The following is a 25,635-nucleotide window of genomic DNA, read 5'->3' on the forward strand; positions in this document are numbered from 1 at the left end:
TGAAAAGCTTATAGCCGTTATACATGACTACATTTCACTCTATCGACGAGTTGCTGAAGATGATGAGCCGAGAACAGCTCCTGCTGAAACAGATGTTCAGCAAGCGGAAACAGCAATCCTTCCGGCGGGAATATGCACTGGAACTGACAGAATATAAACTACAACGTATACAGAGCCTGATCGATCACGGAGTGCTTCGTGAGAATGGTTCGTTTCTTGAGATGGAGGATATTTATCTGCATTTCTTCGAGCAGGTACTCGAAGTGAATGAAGAGATCAACACTTCGTTTGTCAACGAGCATATCAGTTATCTCAAAGATACTATCTCCTATTATCAGCAAGAAAACCACGAGAAACGGAAAACGACCTATCTGCGTACCATCAAGCGGATATTACGTAATATCGCCCTGACTACCTTGCGCAATGTGATCGACCTGAAGCGTAACATCGACAGCACTTTCAAGAATGAGCCGAACTATCAGATCAAGAAGAAAAAACTGGTTCGCCTGGACGAGAAACGGCGGGATATCGAGGCATTGATAAAAGTGAGCGAGGAGCTTCTTGCCAATGAAGAAGACCGCTTCTTCCGGCGGATACCGGACGAGGAACTGGGGCTTGTGGTGGCAAACGTACGGATACAGCTCAATGAATGTTTCCACAACCTGATCGAGATACAAAAGCAGATTATCAGCTATCTGAACAAAATAGAGTATCAGAACAAGATCCGGGTTAAGATCCGGCAGCTGAAATACCTGAAAGATCAGTTCGAACTGGAGGAACGAACCAATATCTGCGAGGTGTTGATGCAGAAAGACAGTGTCTGGTTCGAACCTGCACCGGCTTATCCGTTACGTCTCTCCGTAGAATATCTTCGTAATGATGATGAAGTGTTGGAGAGCATCCGTAAAGTGATAACCATGATCGGCAAGCGTGCCATTCTGACCCGGAATGTGGCCGGCAGCATTGCCGAAGACTCTCTTGAGACCCATATATCGGAAGAGGCTTATATCAATCTGGAGGAAGTGAAGAAGCGGTTTATGCAGGCTGAAGAAGATTTGTTTTCGTTTGTGACTGCCTATCCTTTCGCACAAGAGGTTTCTTTTGATGAGCGGATAACGTTCTACTGCCAGATTGTATCCCAGTTTTACGAAGAACTCCGTATCACCGGTGATTATGGCAGAATGGGTGGGGTGGAATATGCACTGATTTATTCGGAAAGGACAGGCGAAATAGTTTAGAAACGAATACAACTCACCACAGATTACACGGATTCTCACAGATTAATAATTTATTTTATTGAGAGTTAAATTAAAAGATCTGTGTTAATCTGTGCAATCTGTGGTGAACTCAAAGCCATTATAGTAATGATTAAACAAACTGCTGAAATATTTGAAATACTGAGTAAAGGAGGATTCATCTCTTCCGACAGTACCAATCCCAATATCCGCCAACTCTATGCGGTGATCGAAGATAATCAGTCGGAGTTGTACGATTTCTTTGCCGCCATCAACTTTATCCTTGAGAGCGGGAATGAATATTATTATTTCTCCCGTCGGGAAAATAAAGTCGATCTGGAGCGTAAGTTAGAGATTGCCGCCCGCTGGATTGATGTGCTCGATTTCATTAAAACCTACGATGCGGCTTTTTCATCCGGATTCCGTTTCCAGCCGGCCGATATGGTCGTAAAAGTAGGTACCGACCTGGAACTGAAAGAGAAACTCGCCGGATTGAAGAAACTTGTCGGACGGGAGAAGCACGAAGAGATGATCGATAAAATAGTGAATGACCTGAAACGTGACGGCTTCATTGAATTGGAGAACGAGATCACTTCCACCTATAAAGTAGTAGCGGCTTTCGGCTATCTGGAAGAGTTGGTCGCTTGTATTAACATATCAGAAGAAATACAGAATGAGATACCTGAATAAAATTGTTTTCATCAATAGTGCCCGTATACAATATGCCGAAATACAGATAGACGGCAATGTCCACTTTATCGGTACACAGGGGGTGGGGAAGAGTACGGCGTTACGTGCGCTGCTTTTCTTTTACAATGCCGACAAGACGAAGCTGGGCATATCAAAAGAGAAAAAGAGCTTTGACGAATATTACTTTCCGTACCTCAATTCATATATTATTTATGAAGTGACCGTAGACGATGCATCGTATTGTGTGTTGGCTTTTCGCTCCCAGGGGAGAGTTTGTTTCCGTTTTCTGGGAACGGGTTACAAAAAAGAATATTTTATTTCTCCCGAAGGAAAGGCTTACGAAGAGTGGGATCAGATACGCGATGCCCTTGGCAGCTTTGTCTATAAGAGCCGTCGCGTAGAGACGTATGAGGAGTATCGTGACATCATTTTCGGCAACAACCGGGGGCTTCCTCCGGAGTTACGGAAGTTTGCCATTACCGAGAGCCGTCAGTACCAGAATATACCGCGTACCATTCAGAATGTTTTCCTGAATTCAAAGCTCGATGCTGAGTTCATCAAGCAAACCATCATCATGTCACTGAACGAAGAAGATGTGCGTATCGATCTGGGGCAATATGCCCATCATCTGCGACGGTTCGATGAAGAGGTGACCGATATCAGCAAGTGGTTCAGGAAGAACAAGAATGGCGAGGTTACTGTTCGCCGGCAGGCTGACCGGGTAATTGAGCTTTATAGGGAAATGCATTATCTGGAGCAACAGGCGCGTACGCTGGCCGGGGAACTGAATTATACTTTCCGGATGGCACAGGAACTGCTCCCTTCACTGCAACAGAAGAAAGAGGAACTATTGAAAGAGTTGGCAAAAGAGAAACATCAGCTTGAGGAACTTTCCGGGAAATTCCAGAGTGAGCGCGACCGTTTGCTGGGGCTTGTCAGGGTACAGAACGAGAACTTGAAAACTGCGCGTGAACGAAAGGAACGGTATGAGTCGCAGGATATTTATAATGTGTGCGACCGGGTGAATGCGGAGCCCGAAGCCATACTTCACAAACAGATGTTGGAGGAGCAGCTGACCATGTTGACTGCCCGCTTTGACGACATCAACAGCCAGTATAAGCTACTGAAGGAACAGGCTTCCAGTGCCTTTGAACGTTTCCGTAACGGTAAAAATGCCGAGCTGAATACGCTCCATTTACGTGCTATCGAACGTAAGGAGGCTGTACGAAAGGAGTACGATAAAATATTGAAAGAGGTGCGTGAGCAGGAGGTAGGGAAGTTGACCCTCCTGCGAGAGCAGACAGAAAAGAAAAAAGAGGGCATCTATCAGTTGAAGATGGAACGGGAGAAGTGCCTGCACCGGACTTTCCATGAAGAAGAGTTACAGGCCTGCCGGACGGAACGCGTTGCATTGGAAAAGGAGAATCATGAATACCGGTTGAAGCTGAAAGAGGCAGAACAACAAATGGGGCTGGTACGTCGGCAATGGGAACTGGATCAGACTGCCTGTGAGCAACAGTCGGGCGTCCGTCAGAAGGAAATAGAGCAGCAGATTGCGGTTGGTAGAGAAAAAGTGGCGGAGATAGACCGGTTACTTGATAACTGTCAGGGATCACTCTATGAATGGTTGAGCCGAAATAGTCCGGGATGGGAGAATACCATTGGTAAGGTGGTAGACGAAAAACTTGTTTTATTCAGTAAGGAACTCAATCCCCAATCTGTTCCGGATACCGGACAAGACTCTTTCTATGGCATCAAACTCGATCTTTCGGCTATCCGGAAAGAAGTGAAAAGTGTGCAGGAGTATGCCGCAGAGCAGGAAGCAATCCGTAAGGAGATACATGAATGGCAGCAGAATCTTGAGAAGTCGATAGAGGAAAAAGAGAAAGAGCTGGCTGCCATCCGGAAGAAATACCAGACTGTCCTTAATACTTATAAGGAAGAGATGGCTCAGTCCGCTTACTGTATGGAACAGAATGACAAGCGTATTCAGGTTCTGAAAGCGGATGAAATCATGCTGGAGCAGAAGGCAGGCGAGGAGAAACGTATATTGCTGGAACAGTTGGAAAAACAGTTGGCTGAGGCTACACACAGTTTGCAGGAGTCAGCGGCGGAACTGGAACAGTTCAATCACTTACTTGAAACCCGAATCCGTCAGAAAGAGAAGGAACGTAACCAGAGAATGCAGGAAGAAGACATTCTGATCCGTAACAAGCAGGAAGAGATCCATCAGTCCATTGCTTCTGAAAAGAAGAAAACCGATGAACTGCTGGAGACAATGGATAAGGACCTGTTGCATGAACTTTCCGGAAAAGGGGTGGATACGGAACGTATCACTGCCCTGCGTAATGAAGTGGCCCGCACGGAACAGGAGTTGGCGTTTATCGAGCAGCACCGCCGTCTGGTTTACGATTACGAAAAGGATAAGCGGGAGTTCTTCGACCGTATGGACGAATTCAGAAATGGAAAGCAGTTGGCCGAGAAAGAACTGGACGGTGAGAAAGAGAAGTTCCGCTTGAAGGAAGAAGAACTGAATCAGAAAGTAACGGGACTGAACAAGCAATTAGTTGAGACAAATACTCGCCTGAAGCATTTAGAAGAGGATATCCGGGAGACAGAGAACTTCAAAACACTCAATATTTGTCCGCCTGTACTGCAAACGGGAGTGGAAGCAGAGAGTGTGAAGCGCTGCAAGAAAGTGATAGAGGAGCTGACACAGAATCATTATCGGCAGATTGAACAAGAAAAGGACTTCCGGGAAGCGGTCGGCCGCTTTACGGGTAACTTCTCCGAACAGAATACGTTCAACTTCCGTACACGTCTTACAAAGCGCGACGAGTTTATGACCTTTGCTGCCGATCTCAAAGAGTTCATTGATAATGATAAGATCATTGACTTTGAACGTCGTTCGAATGAAGCATATACCGACTTGATTCACCGGATCGGGAAAGAGACGGCGGATATGCTTTCAAAAGAAGGGTTGATTCGCAAAACTATCAACGACATCAACAGTGACTTTGTGGAACGCAATTTCGCCGGGGTCATCAAAAGCATTGCCTTACAGATTGTACCCAGTGGCAATCGTATCATGCAACATTTTGTTACCATCAAAGAGTTTTGCGACCGGAATCAACCGGGTGCTCTGGGCATGTTTAGCCTGTTCGGTCAGGAGGAGCTTGTGGAACAGAATCGGCAGGCGGTAAGTTTATTGCAGTCGCTGGTGAAAGAACTGGCACTGAACAAGGAAAAGGAACTGACGCTTTCTGATACTTTCGAACTTCAGTTTCGCATTGTGGAGAACGATAATGACAGCGGATGGGTGGAGAAACTGGCAAATGTAGGTTCCGACGGAACGGATATTCTGGTGAAGGCCATGATTAACATCATGTTGCTGAATGTGTTCAAGGAAAAGGCATCGCATCAGTTCAACGACTTCAAGCTGCACTGCATGATGGACGAGATCGGAAAACTGCATCCCAATAATATTAAAGGTATTTTGGACTTTGCCAATAACCGGAATATTATCTTGGTGAATAGCTCGCCTACTTCTTACCGGGCAAGCGATTACAAATATACTTATATCCTGAATAAAGACAAGCGAAATATTACAAGCGTGACACGGCTGATAAAGCAAGAGGTGAGGGAGTAATTTCTCTCACTCACATCTGCAAAAGTCGTTGGCTCCGCAAGTACATCGTGGGAGCAACTGCTCCTTCAGTTCGTCACGATACAGTTCGTATATTTTCTTGCCGATCTCTTCTTTCAGGCGGAGCAAGTCTTCCCATAGATCCGTTCCGTCTGCCGGTATGGTAGGGAACGGTTCATCGAAAGGAAGATAATACCAGTGTTTTACCTCTTTGGAGAAGTGGTTACGGATTTCATCGGTTGTCTCGGAAAGGACGATGATAGTATCCCAGCTTTTGTTGGTATATTCGTAGATGGAATGGGGAGGTCGTGTGTCAGGTTCGATACCTGTCTCTTTTATTAGTTTCAGGACAAGCGGATGAACCTCTGCTGCGGGTGCTGTTCCTGCAGAATATATTTTCATACCTTTTTCAAACGAGGAAAGAAGAGCCTGTGCGATCCGGCTGCGGCAACTGTCAGCATTGCTGAGGATTAATATGTTCATAATAATGTATAGTTTTCCTATTAACAGTGTTAACTCGGAATGAATGATTCTGATTGTTTGCAAACAAAGGACTTCTTTTGCACAGTTAAAGGACAAGTCTTTTGTTTGTAGAAAACAAGTTTTAATACAGTGTTAAAACACGTTTTCCGGAATTGGTTTGTTTGGAGTGATAAACTGTTTAACCTCAATGATATCTCTGCATTGCGGATGATCTTTTATTAAGGCCGCCTCCTTGAAAGATTTGAGTAGATACTTGCTAATTTAGTAACTATATCTTTCTCAGAATCTCCATGCCAAAATCCGGCTGGTTTTACTACCTTGGTGCATCTCGATAATCCTATGTTCAGATATACCGACTGATTTGAGTTTGGCGGTCAGTTTACCCAGGTTCTTTTCTTTCGATACCAGACTGGTGAACCATCCGCAATTCTTTCGGTAGTTCCGGCTCTCTTCGATCATGGTCAGCAGAAAACGAAGTTCTCCACCTTCGCACCAGAGTTCGTTGGCATTGCCTCCGAAGTTGAGCCGGGCTTTGGTTATTTTTCTCCCCTTTAGGCTACTGAGTTTACGCAGCGTCCCGTTTTCAGCTTCTTCTCTGGAACTGTGGAAAGGAGGATTACAGATGGTTACATCGAAGTATTCATCCGGAGCAATGATCCCTTCAAATATCTTTTGGCTATCCCGTTGCAGCCGGAGTTCTATTTTATGGGCCAGTGCCGGATTGCAAGTTACAATCTTTCGTGCATTATCAATGGAGATAGGATCAATATCGGAACCGACGAAAGTCCATCCATATTCTGTTTGTCCGATAATGGGGTAGATACAGTTGGCACCTACACCGATATCAAGACACCTGCATGGGTGAGTGGCTTTTGTAGCCGCTTCTGCCTGTATCGTGTTTCCGGGTTGAATCAAATCCGCTATGTAATGGATATAGTCCGCTCTTCCCGGAATGGGCGGACACAGGTAATTCTTAGGAATATCCCAGTATCGTATGCCGTAACAGCTTATCAACAAGGCTTTGTTGAGTGCCTTCACCGCCTGCGGATTAAAGAAATCGATACTTGTCGTCCCGTATGCGTTCGGTGCGACGAACTTCTTCAACGGGGGATACTCTTCCATCAGTCTTGAAAAATCGTACTGTCCGTTATGCTTGTTCCTTTTATGTAATTCGTTTCTCTCTGCCATGCGGGCAAAGATACAGAGAATCTTTCGGCCGACAAATCGGGCTTGATTAAAAATGCGTATCTTTGCCGGCGAATTAAAAAAGAGCCAACCGTTGAAGTTACTTATCTTATATCTGGTAATCGTGAACACCGTTTCTTTTGTTATGTACGGTATCGATAAACGGAACGCATCCCGAAAACGATGGCGTACTCCCGAAGTCCACCTGCTGGGAATAGCCGTAGCGGGAGGTTCGTTAGGTGCATGGGCAGGGATGTATACGTTTCGGCATAAGACACGGCATCTTAAATTTAAGTATGGTATACCGGTAATTGGGGTATTGCAGGTGGGGATGGCGGTATATTATTTCTTGTCAGAATTCATATAGGGACGAATGTCTTTTAAGAGTGATTCTAAATACATTTGCAATGTCCTTTACTGTGTTTTTCCACTCGATTCTCTTCTATGCCTTTGGAATTGCTGACTACTTTTTCTATCATTTTTTTACAGTGTCACATTTGTAAAACCCTTTTCTCTCTACCCGTATTTAATAAGAGATGTCGTTTTAAAACCAGATAATATCATTATCTTAATTTAATTCCCAGTTTTTGTAATCTGGAACGTATCGCTCCGTCATTCCGTTCGAATATCTCTGTCAGTTCGTTAATGGTTTTGCCTTCCGCATACAACCGGAGAAGATAATCATCTGCACTCTTTTCCCATGGCAAATAGGCGTTGCCATACTCTTCTCTTTTGAAACTAAGAGTCTGTTTTTGCTTTATAGGGTTCAATCCCCAATATTCAATAGCTCGGTCTAATTCTTGTTTGAACTGGAGTATTTCATCCTTGTTGATGAAAATCGTTTCTCTGTGGAAACCCTTATTTCCTTGATGTTTACTTTGGGTAATTTTTAGATATTCTTGTCCGCTTAAGTCCTGTTTAATATCTAAAAAGAGTTCTCCTCCTTTTGTGGATGTCCTATAGGTTATAACATCACTGTCTGCCGCTCTCTCCATAAGGGTAGGTTCTGTCGGCAGGTAATTCGAATTGTGTAAAAATGTAATGTTTGTTTTTCCGCTAATTTGTCTGTCGATATTTCCTCCTGGTTTACAATAACCGATTATAACATGGTCCGCAAATGAAAGTATTATTTTATTCCGGTCATAGGCTGATTGATGATTAATTCTGTGTACCTGGCTATTACAGGCAGTTACTATCAATAGCCTCTTCTCTTTGAGTGCCAACTTAATATGATTACTCCATTCTTCTTTCATGCTTTCAGCCAGTACCAGAATGACTGGTATTTTCTTCTCCAATAGTATATTAAAGACCTCTTGTTCCATTTTTGAATGATTTCCGCAAAGGATGCAATCTCTTTCCGGTAATAATTGATTTGCCCAGCGATAAATAGATGCTGTTTTATTTTCAGGTACTTGCCGGGAACATAAGAAAGCAATTTTCTTCTTCGATATGAGTGCACTGTTACCTGATTGGTAGAGTTGGGGAGTGGTGTTCATTTTATATGCTGATAATTGTTTTTCAATGTATTAATTGTTAATTGTCTTATCGTTATGGGACTTACATTCCGGTGATTAACAAAGGTAGGGAAAATATTTAAGATTAGTCTTTATTACTTTTAATTTCCTCCTTTCCCACATTCTTTTATTACTTTTGCATCCATTATCTTCGAAACCCAATACCGCAGTCATTATGAAAAGTATAGAAGTCGTAGCAGCCGTTATCAGATCTGGAGGAAAATATCTTTGTGTACAACGGGGACGGACTAAATTTTCATATACTTCTTTCAGGTACGAATTTCCGGGTGGAAAAGTGGAGAAAGGTGAATCTTTGCAGGAAGCACTTCAAAGAGAAATTATGGAAGAAATGGATTATACTATCGAAGTGGGAGAAAAGCTTTTGACAGTCCATCACATCTATCCTGATTTCGAAATTACGATGCACGCTTTTCTATGTCATCCTATCGGGGAGCAATATGTATTGAAAGAACATATTGCTGCACAGTGGCTCTTTCCTGGGGAGATGGCAACTTTGGACTGGGCGGAAGCGGATAAACCGGTAGTAAAAAAGATTTCAGAACAATAAAAAAGTATGTTTAATTACGTGATATCAAGACACTTCTTTCTCCAGAGATATAAGTTTATACCTTTTTTCTACTCTCTCCAATAATGATCGAATAATAACTTTATGGAAAGGACGAACCACGAAAAAGTAGAGTTTTCCCAAACGGTTGTGGTATTTGACTATCGTGGTGATTCGTAAAGTTTGGCTGTTGGCTTCGGAAACCTTACACCAAAGGGATACGTAGAAAGTCAAGTGTTTATCGGACATACCAAAGATTATTTCGTGTTGATTTCTTTCACACTCCATATCCGTGATTCGTCTGTTTGTATTGAGCCCGAAAGGCTTGACTATACTATTTCTTACTTTTAGAAGCCGGATAATCCAGGAGGGTAGTTGGTTAAAAGCTATATCTGCAAACTCGTCAGTGGAGATTGCATTCTTATTATGCAACTCTTTTGAAAAGGAGTCATAATAATCTGCCGGAAGATAGTTCTCAATTAGGCTGTCTGGATTAGTTTCTTGTTGCTTCATAGATCTGATTTCTTATGATTATGGGTTTTATTGTATCATGGTACGTCATGGTGTATTATATAATATCATGAAAATTAATTAGTTATTTAAGAACATATATATGTGTCGGTTAATAAGATCGTGTTGTTCTGCCGATCCGTTTTCTCCCATGTTACTGTGTGTAACTCCATCCAGTCGCACAACTTCTATTCGAAATTTCTGTTGCTCCTCGCTGGTTGGGAGTACGCCCGGATCAGCATCATAATCGCACCCTCTCAACGTGTATATCCGTGGCTTTTGTGTTCTTGGGATTATCATTCTCCGGTGGTCCATTGAGATAGCTTTCATTATCAGTTCCGGATGATTTGTTGCGGTGAGCATGGTTATATCACCTCCGTTTGAATGACCTATCACACAAAGTTTCTCCCATTGCAGGTTCGGTTTTAGCTTCTTAAACTCCCGGATTGTAAAGAGAATATTTTCTTCTCCTCTTTTCCAGTTAGGCATACGGGTTTCCATAAAATTTCCTTCCATAGCCAAAAGAGGATCATCGGACAATTCATGTTGGATACTTATCACATAATATCCTTTTTCTGCCAAAAAACGAGTCAGATATGAATAACTCTGGTTCGATTTATCGTTCTTGTTTCCGTCATATCCATGGTTGAATATAATGACTCCGGTCCTGGCGCTTTCTTTTTTTGGCCGGTAAACAGCTACCGGCACTATCCGGTTACGTCTTGAATCAAACAGGCTGGTTGTGAATTCTGTTTGTGCGTACACTTCTGCCAATGAGAGTAAAAGAAGCAGTATGGTGAATCCTTTTTTCATGTTGTCCCGTATGCTTGATGAACATGTTGCTATCTCACAAGTCCATTCTTACTGAAATCATAAAATGCTTCGATCTTTTCCTCCGTATCGGCTTTCAATGCTAATAGCAACTCACGGGTGAATTCCAGATAACCGGTACCGTTTGCCGTAACTATGTTCTTATCACCGACAGCTTGCTTTTCCAGGTAACCATCTTCGTTGGTATATCGTTCTCCGCCCCACTGTTTGAGCACGGCAAGGGTGTTTCCGGTATGCTTAACATTGTTTAGGAAGCCATGGGCGCACAGAAATGAAGCAGCGTTGCAGATACCGCCAATCACTTTCCCTTTTTCAAAAGCATTTTGCACGATGGGGAATACACGTTCTGCTTCAGGAGATTGCCATTGCATACCACCAATTAGGACCAAGGCAGCATAATCGGAAGGAAGGTTGTCGAAACTGTAGTCCGGCAGAGTACGGAAACCACCCAAAGAGCAGACCGGATCCAAAGTGGGGGCTACTGTTTTGACTACGTACTTGATTTCACTGCCCGGCATTAGTCCGGAATGAAGGGACGCTGCTACGAAAGCACTTTCCCAATCGGCATACTCGTTGAGAATGATAAATAATACTTCTTGTTTCATTGTTTTTTTTTGTTTTTATAATTGAATAGTGACTGTGAGGGGCTTATTTCATTACCTGGCATCCCCTGCAATAATAAATGCTTCCTCCCAGATAGTTCTCTTTCACAATGGTTTCACCACATTTGGGGCACGCATGTCCCGCTGTATTTTTTGACAGGGAGGCTACATATTGCCCGGGAACTCCAAACAAATCAGTTTCGGTGCTTCGTCCGCCCAGGCGGTAGATATCTTGTAGTGTCTCTTTCACTTGTTCGTACATTTTCTCCTTTTCCTCTGCGCCCAGTTTGTCGATCTTTGTTTTTGGATGGATATGCGCATGGTACAGGATGTCTTGCAATACTCCGTTGCCCAGTCCGGGAATTGTCTGTTCCGTGGCCAGAAAAGCTTTTGCCGATTTCTTCTGTGCATCCGGCGCATTTACCAATCCAAGAAAGTACTCCTTGTCAAAGGCGTCCGACATCACTTGTGGCTTTGTTCTGGCCGTTTCGTAATAGGCGGCCAATGGTGCGTCAAAATGCCCTCGGGTAAAGCACAACAGTGCTCCGTACATCCGTACAGATGCTAACAGGCAACTTTCGTCATCGAATGCCACCAGCAGTTGATGTTTGGAGGGTAACTTCGCTCCCGGTTCGAAATAACGAAGATTGACCCCGTCTGTCAAAACCAACATCGTGTCTCCAGCCGTTAGTTCGACCATTCCGCCTTGTGGGCAGGCTTTGTCAATGGTCTTGCCAACCAGGCGTTCGGCACACTCTTCCGGTTTACCATAAAACCAAGCAAATTTATGTGGTGTATATTGGGCGAATATATCCGTGATTCGTTTGCCGCATACGGTTTTGTTCAGTTGCTCGCACAGCAGGCGAGCTTCGGGAGCTTCTATCATGGGCGAAAGGATTAAAAGGTTTATAGATGCACAAAGATACGATTCTTTTAAAAAAAAGAGAATATAATAGGAAAATAAGGCAGCGTTACTTATAACGCTGTAAGTCGAAACATACTAATTCCCTTGCTTGCATCTAATATTATTAAGTAGTTAATCAAGATTAGCTGAATCTATTAGAAGTATAATTTATTGGTCTTTAATATTATACTCAAATTAATATTGATAACTAAATATGCATTGGTACTTAATATATTAATATTTAAACAAGGGAATTATCCTTAAAAAGGCTTCAATCTATAAGATTCTTAAATTCTACTTTAAGGTAGTCTTCCATACCTTTCTTTTGATCTATAATGGTTTTACCGGTATGCAGATGTCAACAATGTGTTTCTTTTGCGGATGGGTGGTGTAGTCGTTGTGGTACAATTCATACGCACATCCATCTCCTTGCTGGTAGCCGCTTTCGGTGAACCAATGGCACATGGTGTTCCATGCCTTCTGAAACTCGTCCATTCCAAGTTCGAAATGCCCGACTGCATACTGACCGCCCGGAATCGTCATTTTACCGATTTCGCCTTCTACCTTCACCTCTTTGTCGACAATGATGCAGGCACTTTGCCTGATTTTGTCTTCATCGGTGATCGAAGGATCGTCGTGTGTGACGGTAGCGGTTTTAGTAACATTAGGCGTGTACAATCCCCTGGGTGTTGCCCATTGTCCCAATTTTGCGTAAGCCTGGCCAATCAGGTGGAACGGGCCGATGTGGCGGCAATAGATCGCCTTCATTTCCGGCATTTCTTTTACTTCTACAATTGATTCCATAAAATATAGTTGTTTTAGTTTTACACCGCAAAGGTCGAAATTTGCCACTGCACTGTGTGTCATATTCTTGCGGATCGCTTGCCCGTTGTTGCTAAATAGGTTTCCTTCGAATACATAGACCGGCTTATCCGTTCGGCTGAACTGGGTAGGGGTGATGCCGAAATACTTTTTGAAGGTCCGGCAGAACAGGGATGTACTGCCGAAACCGCAGCTGTAAGCAATCTCGGTGATGGACGGGAAGGGATCTTTCTGTAATTTCCATGCTGCCTTCTCCACCCTGAGACGCTGGATGTAGTCGGTCGGTGTTTCACCTATCAGAAAGGTAAATATCCGGTGGAAATGAAAGGGTGAAAAGTTGGCAACGGCAGCGATGTCTTTCAGTTCGATCGGTTGCTCCAGGTTCTGGTCGATGAAATCCATCACCCTATTAATCCTGGAATGATGTTCTATCCTGCTTCTTTCTTGTATATTCATGCCTGTTTGTTTTGGTGGACAAAAGTACGTTCTAAATATCAGCTGCGTTTGTCCATTCTTGCTTTTCTTTGTCTCTTTTTTCCTATCCCTTCTTTTTCCCGTACCTTATCTTTGCCATGATGATCTAAAAAACAATATATTTGTAGTCTATGCAATCATTCAGAATCATAAAACCTGCTGCGGCACTTGTCCCTTATGTCCGGCATTACTGGGTATTGAGCGACGATGCGCTTGCGCCGGTATCCGAACGGACGCTGCCCGTGGGGTGCGTCCAGATGGTCTTTCACCGGGGGCGGCAACTGCTTTCGCTGACCGAAGGCCGGTTGCAACCCTCTTCTTTCATCAGCGGGCAGGCGTTCGGCTATTCCGATGTCGAGTCTACGGGGATGTTGGAGATGATCGTAGTCGTTTTTCAGCCCTTTGCCGCAAAAGCTTTCCTCCACATGCCTGTCAGCGAGTTTCGTGGGATGAATGTAAATACCGAAGAGACGGACGATCCTCAGTTGGTTAATCTGGGCAGGCGGGTAGCCGATATGCCGGATCAGGCGGCGTGCATCCGCCTGATAGAAGAGTTTCTGCTAAGCCGTCTATACGCTTTTCCCGAATACAACCTGAAGCGGGTTTCGACCGCTTTGGAGGCAGTGACCCTCCATCCGCACATCCATACGACACAACTGGCGGACGTAGCCTGCCTGAGCAATAAGCAGTTTGGGCGGGTGTTTGCGGAGTACGTAGGCGCTACTCCCAAGGAGTTTCTGCGCATTGTGCGGATACAGCGGGCGTTGTACACCCTGCAATGCCAGCCGGGCATTTCGTTTGCGCAACTGGCCTGCGAATGTGGTTTCTTCGACCAATCACACATGATTAAAGAGTTCAAACTCTTTTCGGGATATACTCCGGCGGAATACTTAGCTGTTTGCGCTCCTTATTCCGATTATTTCTCTGTGGAGGAATGATGTCTGTTTTCTACTATCCGGGGCGGGTGCTTTGGCCTACTTTTGCGGTGTGCTTGGGAGACGTGACTTCCGGCATACAGTATTCATCTTATTAATAGAAAAAACATGGAAAAGTTTATTGCGTTTTTTGAGATTCCGGCGGCAGATTTCCACCGGGCGGTAGGATTTTATGAAACAGTGTTGGACATCAAATTGGCGGTCTCGGAGTATGAAGAGGAGAAGATGGCCTGCTTCATGGAGCAGGGCGAAGCGGTGGGAGCGGTGTCGTGGGCACCCGATTTCCTGCCTTCGGAGCGGGGAACATTGATTCACTTCTATTGCGAAGAGATCGGCAAGTCGCTGGAACGTGTCCTGCAGAAAGGCGGGAAAGTCATTATCCCCGAGACGAAGATTGACGCTGAAGGCAGGGGACATTTCGCTGTTTTTGCCGATAGCGAAGGAAACCATATTGGTTTGTATTCGGATAAATAGCAGGTGTGAGTGATTCTCACTATATTTGCCCGAAATTGAAGTATGTATAGAGAATATCAACCTTGTGGACTACTGGCTCCTTACGTCGATAAAATCTGGGAGTTCAGAGGAAGTCCTGAGTATGGGATGCGCATCAATGTCCTGCCGGACGGGTGTACCGATTTGATTTTCGCTTTGGGCGGGATAACACAACCGGTAGGCAGCGAAGGACGGATCATGCCGTCTTGCCGTTCGTTTTTCGTGGGACCGATGAAACGTTATTCGGAGTTGGTTGCGTATACCGAAACGGTTCACATGGTTGGTATTCGTTTTCATCCTTGCGGATTATTCCGATTCATGGACTTGCCCGTGCAGGAGTTGGGCGGTCAGCGAATCAGTAGTGCCGACTTGGGAATCAAGCTGTTCGATGATTCGTTTACAGAGCGACTCTACGAGCTTCCGGATTTGCGGAGCAGGATTCAGTGTATTGAGGCAGTATTGGTGCGGTCGATGTACAAGCACGATGTAGTGGACAAACAGATTGTTTTTGCAGTAAACCACATTCATTTGTACCACGGTCAGCGGGAGATCCGTTTGCTGGCAGAAGATGCCTGTTTGTGTCAACGGCATCTGGAACGGCGGTTCAAGCTGTTTACCGGATTTACCCCTAAAGAATACAGTCGGATTGTGAAGTTCAGGCAGGCGATCGATCTGCTGAAAAGTACGACGGAGGCAAATAACCTGCTCTCGGTAGCGGTGAATGCCGGATATTACGATGTTTCGCACTTCCTGAAAGAGGTCAAGACACTGTCCGGCGGTACTGCAGAATCATTCCTCTCTCCGACCTTACCGCAAGAGGGGCTGCTGACGTATATTGAGAAATAAAATATCGGTTGGGTGATAAAGGAAATCTCCTTTAGAAAAGCGTTTCGGATTTGGTTTCGGGTACAGGCATTGTATCGCGAGCGTAAAATAAACTATGTCTGTAAGAAATTTAGTCTGCTTCTTATTCTGTAAAAGTCGTTTTTTTACAACGCCGGGGTAGGTGGGCAAGCTTATATTTGCAGGGATTATCAATCTAAATATCATATACAATGAAATCATTAAACGAAAGAGCAGCAGATTTGCTGCAAGGTTGTGAAACGGTAATACTCAGTTCGGTCAATCAAGAGGGATATCCCCGTCCTGTTCCTTTGAGCAAGATTGCTTCGGAAGGTATTTCTGAGATTTGGATGGCAACCGGAGAACATTCTGTGAAAACGAAAGATTTCCGGAGCAACCCGAAAGCGGGTCTTTGTTTCTACGAACAAGGGAATAGCGTTGCCCTGACGGGTGAAGTGGAGGTAGTGACAGATGCCGGACTCAAACAGAAGTATTGGCAAGACTGGTTTATCGCCCATTTTCCAAAGGGACCGACTGATCCGGAATACGTTTTACTGAAGTTCCGTTCTGAGCATGCTACGTTCTGGATCGACGGACAATTCGTCCATCGGAACATTTAACCCGTTACTCTGTATTCTGCTTCTTTTATGGTAAATCTTTTTAGCTTCTGAGAGGTAGGTACAAAAAAAACGGTACTTCGATTCACATCGCAGCACCGTCACAACACAAACACAAAATAAAACACGACAAAACTACTATGCAATCTTACCTGTCTATGCCGGGGAGGCATACGGTGCGACTATTATGGATATTCCCATAGGCATAAAGCGCTTCAGGCCGATTTGCATAATTATAAACGCAGAAGAAATCATTTTGTTCAGGAGTGAGCAAAAAAAATGTATTTTTTTCGAGTTATATGTATTTTCCCAAGTCTATGGCCGGCTCTCAATAGGCTATAACTGTGTATCGGGCACATTCAATAGAATCGCGTAGTTTGTTCGGTTCACATGGATATCTTTTTATTTTATTTCACCGTTTTGTCTTTTACATTATAAGAACAGTTCCTTTCAGATTCTTTTCTTTTAAATTAGTTCAGATATTCTTTTTTGCGATAAGTTGTTCCGAAATGATTCTCTTTATGTGCATTCTGTTGCAAGAGGTGTAGTTTTGTTTCCCAAGCAGAAATCGAAGAGTACACCTGAATTACACTTCGATTTCACATGGCTTCCATTATGACTTCTGTTAAAATGACTATAATTCATCTTTTTGATCCGCTATGGCATTGAGTAAATTATACCTCTATAATGGCTTGTTTCACTAAACTTAATATATATTCAAGATTGGCGTCATCATTTATCTTCAGCTCATAATCTCCACTTCCTAGGTGTCCTAGGTTTGAAACATCTCTTGTGAGATGTTTACCATCATCCAAATTGCCTTTGGTTACATTTATATATAGCTTCAGATTGCTTCTCTGAATTTCAATGGCACAAATAATGCTATTCCCTTTCTTAAAAGAGATATACCACTTTTGTGGTTTAACTTCAATATCTGCCGAAAGATTTAAAATTGCATTCTTGTATTTTTCATATAGTTCCACGATATCATCCGATTTCCCCTGTAATAGGTTCTCTTCTGTGTAGACTTTGATTTCATCCGCTACCTGTTTGAATTCAGTGTTTTTCTGCATAATGGGTTTGATACTCTCTGCTGCATTTGTTTTACGAATGGGATTGATAGAAATCAGTTCACCTTCATAACGTTTTATTTCCCAAAGCTCAATCGCTAAATCTCTGAAATTAACGGCCTCTTTTTGATTGTCTGTAAAGCTTGGTGAAACAAAAGCTACACGAGATTGTGACCAGTCTACATCGTTTCTTTTTAAAATCTTTTGATTATTTTCATTATATTCCAATATAAAGTCAGCTTTGTTTTGTAGCATTAAACTGAGGTATGTGAATCCTTGGTCTATTACGCTGCTATTGCGTTCTCGTTTATATTCGATGATAACAAAAGCTTTAGTTTGCGGATCAAATCCTAAACTATCGATACGCTTGTTCTTGATTGTAAATTCAGATTTTACTAATTCTATTCCCATAATGGTAAATAGATTGTTTTCGAATATTTTTTGTATTTCACGTTCCAGTTTAAAGGGCTTTTCTTTGATGCCGGCCAACTGTGCAGAGGTGTTTTTATATAATGGCATAGCTTTTATTCTTTAAATATGATATTATCTACCTACAAATATAGATAATAGATATAAGATTTTGTAGTATGATAGAAATAAATTTATTTTTCTCTTTGGGCGTGTGTAAGGTATTAAAATATTCCATATCTTGAAATATTTCTTTTGTATTGACAATCTTTCTTATAGACTATTTGCTTATGTCGAAATTTTTTATGAATATTGCATAATTGTGGATACAATGATTGAATATTGTAATCTTGAGTATTTCTAATGCCTCAAAAATCAATAATGCATACAACTCTAAATATTAACCTTTTAGTATGATACATAAGATATGAATGAATATAATGATACATCAATTGTCAATGAAGCAAGATCAGAAAACATCCTTGAACTTTGGGCGTTACCTGAGCTTTGTAACAAGAATTTCTTTATTCCCGACTATCAACGTGGATACCGTTGGGGGACACGTCAAGTCGAACAATTACTTGATGATCTTTGTGCATTCTTTGATAGAGGCAAAGGGCAGTTCTATTGTCTTCAACCCATAGTGGTAAAGGAAATAACTAAGGATGAAGATAAGAATAAATACGGTTTGATTTCGAAAACTGATAACAACCGATGGTATGAGGTCATCGATGGACAGCAGCGTTTAACGACTATTCGTATCATCTTTACTATGGCCCATTTAATGGATCGTGATAACAAAGAGCAGTTTACATTGAAATACAAAACACGTCCGGAACTGGGCTGCTTTTTTGAAAAACTTAGGCGTAATGACGAAGATGACTATCGAATTGATGCAGAGCGTCAAGATAATCTGGATATTGATTCCTGGCATATTCTTGAAGCTGCAAACTGTATAATGAATTGGTTTAAGGAAGGAGAAGCAAGAGGTAACGGATTGCGTTATTTCAAAGGTTCTTTTTACGAGAACTTCACTCATCCCAAAGGGCTTGAAGACAAAAAGTCAGTGCAAATTATATGGTATGAACTACGTGATGGGAGTGATCCTAATGAAACCTTTAAGCGTCTGAATGACAAAAAAGTTTCGCTCAATAACGCTGAACTTATTCGCGCTATGTTTCTTTCTGATTCTGCTGTTTACGAATATGAAGAGGGCTTGATAAGTGGTTATCCTGAAGAGGTCCAGAATATCGTTATAGAACGTGAGCAGGCTCGTAAGCAGGCTCATATCATAGAACAGTGGGATATCATAGAGAAACAACTGCGTCAACCTAATTTTTGGGCTTTTGTCAAGAAAGACGCTTCTGATAAAGATTATAGTAGCCGTATTGAGTATCTCTTTGACTTAATTTCGAAGAAGAAATCTAATGATAAAGACGAACTCACCACTTTTCTACGTTTCGAAGAGATGGTACGAGAAAAAAATGATGTAGAAGGCTTATGGCATTTGTGGTTGAAAGTAGAGAGTTATTTTGCTACACTTCTTTCTTGGTATACGGATCGTAACTATTACCATAAAATTGGATACTTAATTGCCGAAACTGATAATAATGTATTGGTGGATTTGCTCGATAAATCAGCAAAACTGACAAAGACGAAATTTAACAAGAGCCTTGATTGGCTAATCAGATTACATTTGACTGACCGTAACACAAATACTAATGTGTATAGCTACAACTACGATGAAAATCGAAACGAACTTTGCCGTTTGCTTTTCTTTTTTAATGTAGAGTCTACGCGTATAGCCACTACACAGGATAAGTTCCCATTTGGACTTTATAAAGCTACCAATTGGACTTTGGAGCATATCCACGCCCAAAACTCAGAGCGTATTGATCGAACGGATAAGCAAAAATGGATAGAGTGGATAGATGAAAATGTGAAAGCTTTAAGGCACTTGCAGAAACGTTTCAAGAATGATGACCCGTTCGACCCTGGAAAGTTGATTGAAATGTTGGAAGAAAAGAGAAATATTGTAAAAACCAACACCTTTGTATTTAATGATTTTACAAAATGTTTTGATAGCGTAAATGCTTACTTTGATAGAATGGCTAAAGCAGAAGGGGGATCACCAGAAGTACACAATATATCTAATATGACTTTACTTAGTGGTACTATGAATACGTCGATTGGAAATTCTGTATTTGAGGTTAAACGTCAACTTATCATGAAAAAGGATGCAGAGGGTGAATATATTCCATATTGTACCCGACTTGTTTTCTTGAAGTATTATAACAAAGACAAGGAAGATTTTAGCGTTCAACAATCATTTTATTGGAGCGAAGAGGATAGGAAAAATTATCTCGATGCTATAGAAAAAATATTGGAAAATGTCCTCAACGCTACTAACCCCGATAAGGAAGAAACAACAGATAATGTAGAATTAAACGAAGAAAATAAGTATGAATAATATAGGTAAACTTACAACGTTTCATCAACTACTAATTGATGAGAATACCATTATCATCCCGAAAGTTCAACGCGACTATGCTTATGGAAGACAAGAAGAGAAAGTTGCTGAACTGTTGAATGATATGCTTGGAGGAATATTGCGAGCTATTAAAAATAAGAATACGAACATCCTTGATTTTATATATGGAGGATCATATGTTCGTAAAAACAAAGTTATTGGTGGTTTGATTCCACTTGACGGGCAACAACGTTTGACAACTCTGTTTCTCCTTCACTTTTATGCATCGCTACTTAGAGACGAACAAGGGAACGTGATCCCCCAAGAGAAAGTGGATATCTTGACTAGGTTCAGATATGAGACTCGTCAATCTGCAACCGAGTTCTGCCTACAGTTAGTGAAGAAAATCCGTACGAACTTACTCAAAAACTATAAGCCGGGAATTAATAATATCAAGGATCTGATTGAGGATGACGCTCTTTACTTGAGTACATATAATAGTGATCCAACTATTTTATCCATGCTCAATGTCCTTTATAAAATTGAGAGTAAGTGCGCAGAGGTAGGTGTAAATAATCTAACTCCTTGTCTCTGGGAACGTTTAATGGATGGCGGTTATATTAAATTTTATACACTTTCATTAGAGGATTTTGGGTTGACTGATGATCTTTTCATCAAAATGAATGCGCGCGGGAAGAAGCTCACACCATTTGAAATATTCAAATCGAACATGATGGCAGATATTGATGCCGTTGATAAAGAATTAAAAGATATCTTCTCAAAAAAAATGGATACTGAGTGGATAGATATTATATGGGACTATACCGATAAGACACTTGAAAACAAACGTGTTTCTCTTGATATCACTCAAGAAGTAGATAAAAAATATTCTACACTTTTCAACAATATATTTCGCATGGAGTTCTATCGCCGAAATCTGCCGTCTTTAGGTCAGAAAGAACCGACTATTGATAATATTCTCTCTGATAAAGAAGGGGTTGAAGGTGTTATTGACGTGTTCAATACGCTCTACAAAATTCACAAGAATGAAGGCTTTGATAAATTATGGTTTAAATATTTCTATTTCTCTGATTCGGTAGTTGGCCTGGATGACAGCATACGTCTGTTTTGGAGTCGTAAACGTAGTTCTGTATTTGAATTAGCAATGCTTGGCGATCTGACTGTTCCGGAAACCGTTTATTTCTATGCCCTATATCTGCTTTATAAAAAGGAAACGAGTGAAAAGGTGAGTAAGAAATGTTTGAGAATAATACATAATCTAATGACATCCAATGTTCGTGTTGTAGATGCCCGTACCGATAAACTCCCCAGCTTCCTGACTGAAGTAAAATATATTATAGACCACGAAGGAGTCGACGTTTACTATGATAAAGATGAAGCTCTGATGATTGACGGTGAAGTTCATAAACTTGCGTTTACACAGAATGCATGGAATGAAGAGTATAAGAAACAGAATTATCTGAATAGTGCAGACTATGAGCGTCTTATAAGATATGAAAATCATAATATACTTCAATGTTCATTGTCCCTTTTCATGGATTTTTGTCTTGATGAAACGACTGTGGAGAATTACAGAGTTGGAGAGCCTCTTGATGCGGCAAAACTGCTTGGACTTCTTAATAAATTTGAAACTGTATTTGCTGATAACTATTTTGAATATTTTGAGAGAATACGTATTGCTCAACTTGATTCCGAGATTGAATACATGCAATATGATCCTTATATGCAAAAAGATGGGGGTGATAGCGTACGCCGTTACTTTCTTACTGCACAAGAGAATCTCAGTAACTTTTATATCAGATATGGTCAGCGCAGAAATCAAGAAAGCATCTTGCAAATACTTGATAAGATGCCAGTACCCGCCGAACTGAAATCGCCGGAAGAAAAGTGTCTGGAGTTCTCCATTCGTGATTGGAAATACTATGTAGCTAAGTATCCATTCGAATCAAACAGGGATTATACTCGCTATGGCATGGGGGTATGGGATAATCGTGACAAAAATCCTCTTGATTTAATAATTCTAAATAGCTCACAGCATAGTGAAAATAATCTTGAGTGGATGATGATGACCAATATTCTTTGGAATCGTTTAGGTAATAATCAAATCTACCAACTTGATGATCATGGATGTAGTCCTATTTTGATTACAAGTTGTGGAGCTGCTATTGGTTTTAAAAATGGTGTTTGGTTTGTGGAGGCACTTATAGATATAGCTTCAATAATTGCCCATAATTATCCCGAGCTTATAGTTAATGTTCAGGAAGGAGAAAATGTGACAATAGATCTTCCAGAGGAAGAGGATACAATGGACTATATTGATTTGGGTATACTGTTAGTTAGAATTATTGAAAATGAAGGGCAAGAAATAGTTTGAAGTATTGAATGAATACCCAGGACTTATTTTCCTAAGTACCTACAAGAGATTGTCTGATAAATAATATCTATTGGTGAAATTAGATACAGCGACTATAAAGCCATGAAGCTCTATATAGACATAGCCGATGATGTGAAAGTAAATGCGATGAACAAGTTTAACCGACTATGATATATTCTGATTACCTTTGTACTACATAACAATGTATTAAGACAATGGAAAACTTTAACCAGCGTATGGAGAGAAAAGACTTTGAAGTCCTTATCATGCGATAAGCTTTGAGATAGAGTACGCACAGGTCAAACAGATTGTTGCGGCGAATGCCTAAATGCTGTCCCATTACTGGAAGCTGGGGCACTTTATCCGGTACTACCAAAAGAAACTGGGCTGGGGTGGAAAAATCATATCTCAAATTTCAAAGGCAATCAAGATGAATTATCCCGAAAAGAAAGGATATTCACCAAGAAATCTCACTTATATGTGCCAATTTTCCCGTACCTATCCGCTGGAAGTGCTACAAAAACTGCTATCGTGCGATATGGAACTGTTGAAAGACCCTTATATATTCGACATAGCAAACGCCAAAGAGTCTGCGGATGAAGAGACATTGAAAAGCAGTTGGCAGAGCACATCATAAAGTATCTGCTGGAAATGGGAAACGGATTTGCCTTTGTCGCCAGACAGAAGCATTTTCAAGTAGGCAGCAGTGATTCCTATGCAGACCTTATCTTGTACAACATTAAACTTCACACCTACATAGTGGTGGAATTGAAAGCCACTCCGTTCAAACCCAAATATGCTGAGCAACTGAATTTCTACATAAACGTGGTGGATGACCAAATGCGGGATGAGAATGTGAGTTGTACAGGGACACACAAGCGTTTGAGACGACGTCCCTTATTATTGGCATGATATTTGATAAGTATTATGAGATGATTCTCTTAGAGAAAAAATAATACCCAATTTTACATTATTAGTAATGGTGTAAAATTGGATGCTATTATATAATATATTGATTTCCAATATTTATCTGCGGTGCGTACGGGACTCGAACCCGTGACCCCATGCGTGACAGGCATGTATTCTAACCAACTGAACTAACGCACCAATTTTATTTTTTTTATTAAGATTTGAGATGCGGTGCGTACGGGACTCGAACCCGTGACCCCATGCGTGACAGGCATGTATTCTAACCAACTGAACTAACGCACCAGTATTTCATTTCTTAATCGCTATCTCTCTCGATTGCGGTTGCAAAGGTAGGCATTTTTCCGAAACCTGCAATAGCTGAACGAAAAGTTTTTTGAAAAAAATGAAGCGATTTTGGCTTAGTTCCTCATTTTTAAGTCATTTAGTTTGAAAAAAAAGTGTGAAAAAATAATAGTGTAATTGGCCTCCTGTTTTCTTTCTGTTTTCCCTTTCGGATAATACTTATTCGTTTTATATGCCGAAAATCTTTCTATCTGTTATAAATCTATCTTTTAATTCAAACTTCTTGCTCCGATTTTTCGTGGTTTTGCAATAATTCGTTATTTTTGCGGACTAAATGTAGTACATTAAAATGAAAGTAGCAGTTATCAAATATAATGCAGGTAACATCCGTTCTGTGGACTATGCATTGAAACGCCTGGGAGTGGAAGCGGTGATTACCTCTGACAAAGAGGTGTTGAAAGCCGCTGATAAAGTGATCTTTCCCGGGGTGGGAGAGGCTGAGACTACTATGCTTCATCTCAAAGAGAGTGGTATGGACCGTTTCATTAAAGAACTCCGCCAGCCGGTATTGGGCATTTGTCTGGGCATGCAGCTGATGTGTCGTTTCTCCGAAGAGGGGAACGTCGGTTGCCTTGGGATTTTCGATACCGATGTGAAACGTTTTGTGCCCCGGAAACACGAGGATAAGGTACCCCACATGGGATGGAATACCATCGGTCAGTTGAAGAGTGACTTGTTCAAAGGATTCACCCGTGATGAATTTGTTTATTTCGTACATAGTTATTATGTACCCGTCAGTGAGTTTACGGCTGCCGAGACCGATTATATTCACCCTTTCAGTGCCGCTTTGCATAAAGATAACTTCTATGCCACCCAGTTTCATCCCGAAAAAAGTGGGGTGGCGGGTGAGAGAATTATAAAGAATTTCCTGGAGCTCTGATTCCCCCGGAAGTTTAAACCGTTAATTGAGAACAGACAGATGATAGAATTAATTCCGGCCATTGATATTATCGACGGGAAGTGTGTACGCCTTTCCCAGGGAGATTATGATAGCAAAAAGGTATATAATGAAAACCCGGTGGAGGTTGCCAAGGAGTTTGAGGCCAATGGCATCCGGCGTCTGCACGTTGTGGATCTGGATGGTGCTGCTTCACATCATGTGGTCAACTACCGGACACTCGACCTGATAGCCAGCCGCACTTCGCTGATTATCGATTTCGGCGGTGGGCTGAAGAGCGACGAAGACCTGATAATCGCTTTTGAGAACGGGGCGCAGATGGTTACCGGCGGCAGTATAGCCGTCAGGAACCCTGATATGTTTTGTCGTTGGATAGACCGTTACGGTAGTGAAAAAATCATTCTGGGCGCCGATGTCAAAGATCATAAGATAGCTGTCAACGGTTGGAAGGACGAAAGTGACTGTGAACTTTTCCCTTTTCTAAAAGATTATACGAAAAAGGGCGTTGAAAAGGTGATCTGTACCGACATCAGTTGTGACGGTATGCTGGCCGGACCTTCCCTGGAACTGTATAAGGAGATACTGACAGAGCATCCCACCCTTTACCTGATAGCCAGTGGTGGAGTGAGCAGTGTGGCCGACATTGAAGCGTTGCACGAAGCCGGGGTGCCTGCCGTCATTTTCGGCAAGGCTCTTTACGAGGGGCGTATCACTCTTAAAGAGCTTCAGGCATTTATTTAACCATAGGGTAATGCGGAGTTTTACAGAGTTCTG

22 protein-coding genes, 2 tRNA genes and 1 pseudogene are annotated in these 25,635 nt (G+C 41.9%); 14 read left to right on the top strand and 11 right to left on the bottom strand.

The window, feature by feature from the left end:
- The first annotated feature begins 23 nt into the window (after window positions 1–23).
- The 3 genes from QK890_RS13370 (at window position 24) to QK890_RS13380 (ending at window position 5,574) form a co-directional block, all read left to right on the top strand.
- Window positions 24–1,238 (top strand): hypothetical protein, encoded by a 1,215-nt coding sequence (locus QK890_RS13370; RefSeq protein WP_044301856.1) that lies wholly within the window; start codon window positions 24–26, stop codon window positions 1,236–1,238.
- 126 nt (window positions 1,239–1,364) lie between these two features.
- The gene (locus QK890_RS13375) at window positions 1,365–1,925 is read left to right on the top strand and encodes a hypothetical protein (protein WP_044301855.1); all 561 of its coding nucleotides are present in this window, start codon (window positions 1,365–1,367) and stop codon (window positions 1,923–1,925) included.
- Window positions 1,909–5,574 carry an ATP-binding protein gene (locus tag QK890_RS13380; RefSeq protein ID WP_044301854.1) on the top strand — a complete coding sequence of 1,222 codons (3,666 nt, stop codon included), beginning with the start codon at window positions 1,909–1,911 and terminating at the stop codon, window positions 5,572–5,574. The genes QK890_RS13375 and QK890_RS13380 overlap by 17 nt, the downstream gene beginning before the upstream one ends.
- Window positions 5,575–5,580: 6 nt before the next feature.
- Here the strand turns inward: QK890_RS13380 and QK890_RS13385 are convergent, their stop codons facing one another.
- Together QK890_RS13385 and rlmF are read right to left on the bottom strand one after the other, a co-directional pair.
- A complete protein-coding gene (locus QK890_RS13385; protein WP_044301852.1) occupies window positions 5,581–6,054 on the bottom strand; it encodes an arsenate reductase in 474 nt (157 codons plus the stop codon).
- A 279-nt stretch (window positions 6,055–6,333) separates the two neighbouring features.
- Entirely contained in the window at window positions 6,334–7,242 is a 909-nt protein-coding gene (gene rlmF / locus QK890_RS13390) for a 23S rRNA (adenine(1618)-N(6))-methyltransferase RlmF (protein WP_044301850.1), read from the bottom strand.
- 91 nt (window positions 7,243–7,333) lie between these two features.
- On the opposite strand from rlmF, the gene QK890_RS13395 reads away from it, so the two are divergent.
- Window positions 7,334–7,606: a DUF1294 domain-containing protein gene (locus QK890_RS13395; RefSeq protein ID WP_032535829.1), complete on the top strand. Its 273-nt coding sequence runs from the start codon at window positions 7,334–7,336 to the stop codon at window positions 7,604–7,606.
- A gap of 196 nt (window positions 7,607–7,802) precedes the next feature.
- Here QK890_RS13395 and QK890_RS13400 read toward each other — a convergent pair whose 3' ends face one another.
- Entirely contained in the window at window positions 7,803–8,735 is a 933-nt protein-coding gene (locus QK890_RS13400; protein WP_199446704.1) for a DUF3276 family protein, read from the bottom strand.
- A gap of 193 nt (window positions 8,736–8,928) precedes the next feature.
- Between QK890_RS13400 and QK890_RS13405 the strand changes: the two genes are divergently transcribed.
- Window positions 8,929–9,321, top strand: coding sequence for a (deoxy)nucleoside triphosphate pyrophosphohydrolase (locus QK890_RS13405; RefSeq protein ID WP_032530654.1), 393 nt, complete (start codon window positions 8,929–8,931; stop codon window positions 9,319–9,321).
- Between the two features lie 24 nt (window positions 9,322–9,345).
- Here the strand turns inward: QK890_RS13405 and QK890_RS13410 are convergent, their stop codons facing one another.
- From QK890_RS13410 to QK890_RS13430, 5 genes are all read right to left on the bottom strand, one after another.
- Window positions 9,346–9,831 carry a DUF2867 domain-containing protein gene (locus QK890_RS13410; RefSeq protein WP_367627391.1) on the bottom strand — a complete coding sequence of 162 codons (486 nt, stop codon included), beginning with the start codon at window positions 9,829–9,831 and terminating at the stop codon, window positions 9,346–9,348.
- 78 nt (window positions 9,832–9,909) lie between these two features.
- Entirely contained in the window at window positions 9,910–10,641 is a 732-nt protein-coding gene (locus QK890_RS13415; protein ID WP_005807303.1) for an alpha/beta hydrolase, read from the bottom strand.
- 29 nt (window positions 10,642–10,670) lie between these two features.
- Window positions 10,671–11,264: a type 1 glutamine amidotransferase family protein gene (locus tag QK890_RS13420; protein ID WP_005820903.1), complete on the bottom strand. Its 594-nt coding sequence runs from the start codon at window positions 11,262–11,264 to the stop codon at window positions 10,671–10,673.
- 43 nt (window positions 11,265–11,307) lie between these two features.
- Window positions 11,308–12,147 (bottom strand): formamidopyrimidine-DNA glycosylase, encoded by an 840-nt coding sequence (locus QK890_RS13425; RefSeq protein WP_005807300.1) that lies wholly within the window; start codon window positions 12,145–12,147, stop codon window positions 11,308–11,310.
- Window positions 12,148–12,495: 348 nt separating this feature from the next.
- On the bottom strand, window positions 12,496–13,443 hold the full coding sequence (locus QK890_RS13430) for a GyrI-like domain-containing protein (RefSeq protein ID WP_032539949.1): 948 nt from the start codon (window positions 13,441–13,443) through the stop codon (window positions 12,496–12,498).
- 149 nt (window positions 13,444–13,592) lie between these two features.
- On the opposite strand from QK890_RS13430, the gene QK890_RS13435 reads away from it, so the two are divergent.
- The 4 genes from QK890_RS13435 to QK890_RS13450 all read left to right on the top strand — a co-directional run bounded on the left by QK890_RS13435 (window position 13,593) and on the right by QK890_RS13450 (window position 16,351).
- Entirely contained in the window at window positions 13,593–14,399 is an 807-nt protein-coding gene (locus tag QK890_RS13435; RefSeq protein ID WP_367627392.1) for a DUF6597 domain-containing transcriptional factor, read from the top strand.
- A 105-nt stretch (window positions 14,400–14,504) separates the two neighbouring features.
- Window positions 14,505–14,870 carry a VOC family protein gene (locus QK890_RS13440; protein ID WP_005780096.1) on the top strand — a complete coding sequence of 122 codons (366 nt, stop codon included), beginning with the start codon at window positions 14,505–14,507 and terminating at the stop codon, window positions 14,868–14,870.
- Between the two features lie 42 nt (window positions 14,871–14,912).
- Window positions 14,913–15,734, top strand: coding sequence for a DUF6597 domain-containing transcriptional factor (locus QK890_RS13445; protein ID WP_367627393.1), 822 nt, complete (start codon window positions 14,913–14,915; stop codon window positions 15,732–15,734).
- 209 nt (window positions 15,735–15,943) lie between these two features.
- The gene (locus QK890_RS13450; RefSeq protein ID WP_005780089.1) at window positions 15,944–16,351 is read left to right on the top strand and encodes a pyridoxamine 5'-phosphate oxidase family protein; all 408 of its coding nucleotides are present in this window, start codon (window positions 15,944–15,946) and stop codon (window positions 16,349–16,351) included.
- Between the two features lie 671 nt (window positions 16,352–17,022).
- On the opposite strand, the gene QK890_RS13455 is transcribed toward QK890_RS13450, so the two are convergent.
- Window positions 17,023–17,937 (bottom strand): DUF5655 domain-containing protein, encoded by a 915-nt coding sequence (locus tag QK890_RS13455; protein WP_005780085.1) that lies wholly within the window; start codon window positions 17,935–17,937, stop codon window positions 17,023–17,025.
- Between the two features lie 316 nt (window positions 17,938–18,253).
- On the opposite strand from QK890_RS13455, the gene QK890_RS13460 reads away from it, so the two are divergent.
- From QK890_RS13460 to QK890_RS13470, 3 genes and pseudogenes are all read left to right on the top strand, one after another.
- Window positions 18,254–20,296 (top strand): DUF262 domain-containing protein, encoded by a 2,043-nt coding sequence (locus QK890_RS13460; protein ID WP_032541703.1) that lies wholly within the window; start codon window positions 18,254–18,256, stop codon window positions 20,294–20,296.
- On the top strand, window positions 20,289–22,691 hold the full coding sequence (locus QK890_RS13465; RefSeq protein WP_367627394.1) for a DUF262 domain-containing protein: 2,403 nt from the start codon (window positions 20,289–20,291) through the stop codon (window positions 22,689–22,691). The genes QK890_RS13460 and QK890_RS13465 overlap by 8 nt, the downstream gene beginning before the upstream one ends.
- A 215-nt stretch (window positions 22,692–22,906) precedes the next feature.
- Window positions 22,907–23,603: pseudogene (locus QK890_RS13470) on the top strand (PDDEXK nuclease domain-containing protein).
- Window positions 23,604–23,724: 121 nt separating this feature from the next.
- Here the strand turns inward: QK890_RS13470 and QK890_RS13475 are convergent.
- Together QK890_RS13475 and QK890_RS13480 are read right to left on the bottom strand one after the other, a co-directional pair.
- Window positions 23,725–23,798 (bottom strand) — tRNA-Asp (locus QK890_RS13475).
- A gap of 31 nt (window positions 23,799–23,829) precedes the next feature.
- Window positions 23,830–23,903 (bottom strand) — tRNA-Asp (locus tag QK890_RS13480).
- Between the two features lie 349 nt (window positions 23,904–24,252).
- On the opposite strand from QK890_RS13480, the gene hisH reads away from it, so the two are divergent.
- Window positions 24,253–24,843 (top strand): imidazole glycerol phosphate synthase subunit HisH, encoded by a 591-nt coding sequence (gene hisH / locus QK890_RS13485; protein ID WP_005780065.1) that lies wholly within the window; start codon window positions 24,253–24,255, stop codon window positions 24,841–24,843.
- A 39-nt stretch (window positions 24,844–24,882) separates the two neighbouring features.
- Window positions 24,883–25,602 carry a 1-(5-phosphoribosyl)-5-[(5-phosphoribosylamino)methylideneamino]imidazole-4-carboxamide isomerase gene (hisA, locus tag QK890_RS13490; protein ID WP_005807013.1) on the top strand — a complete coding sequence of 240 codons (720 nt, stop codon included), beginning with the start codon at window positions 24,883–24,885 and terminating at the stop codon, window positions 25,600–25,602.
- Window positions 25,603–25,635: the final 33 nt, after the last annotated feature.

Source organism: Bacteroides sp. NGMCC 1.200775, assembly GCF_040798045.1.
GTDB lineage: Bacteria > Bacteroidota > Bacteroidia > Bacteroidales > Bacteroidaceae > Bacteroides > Bacteroides hominis.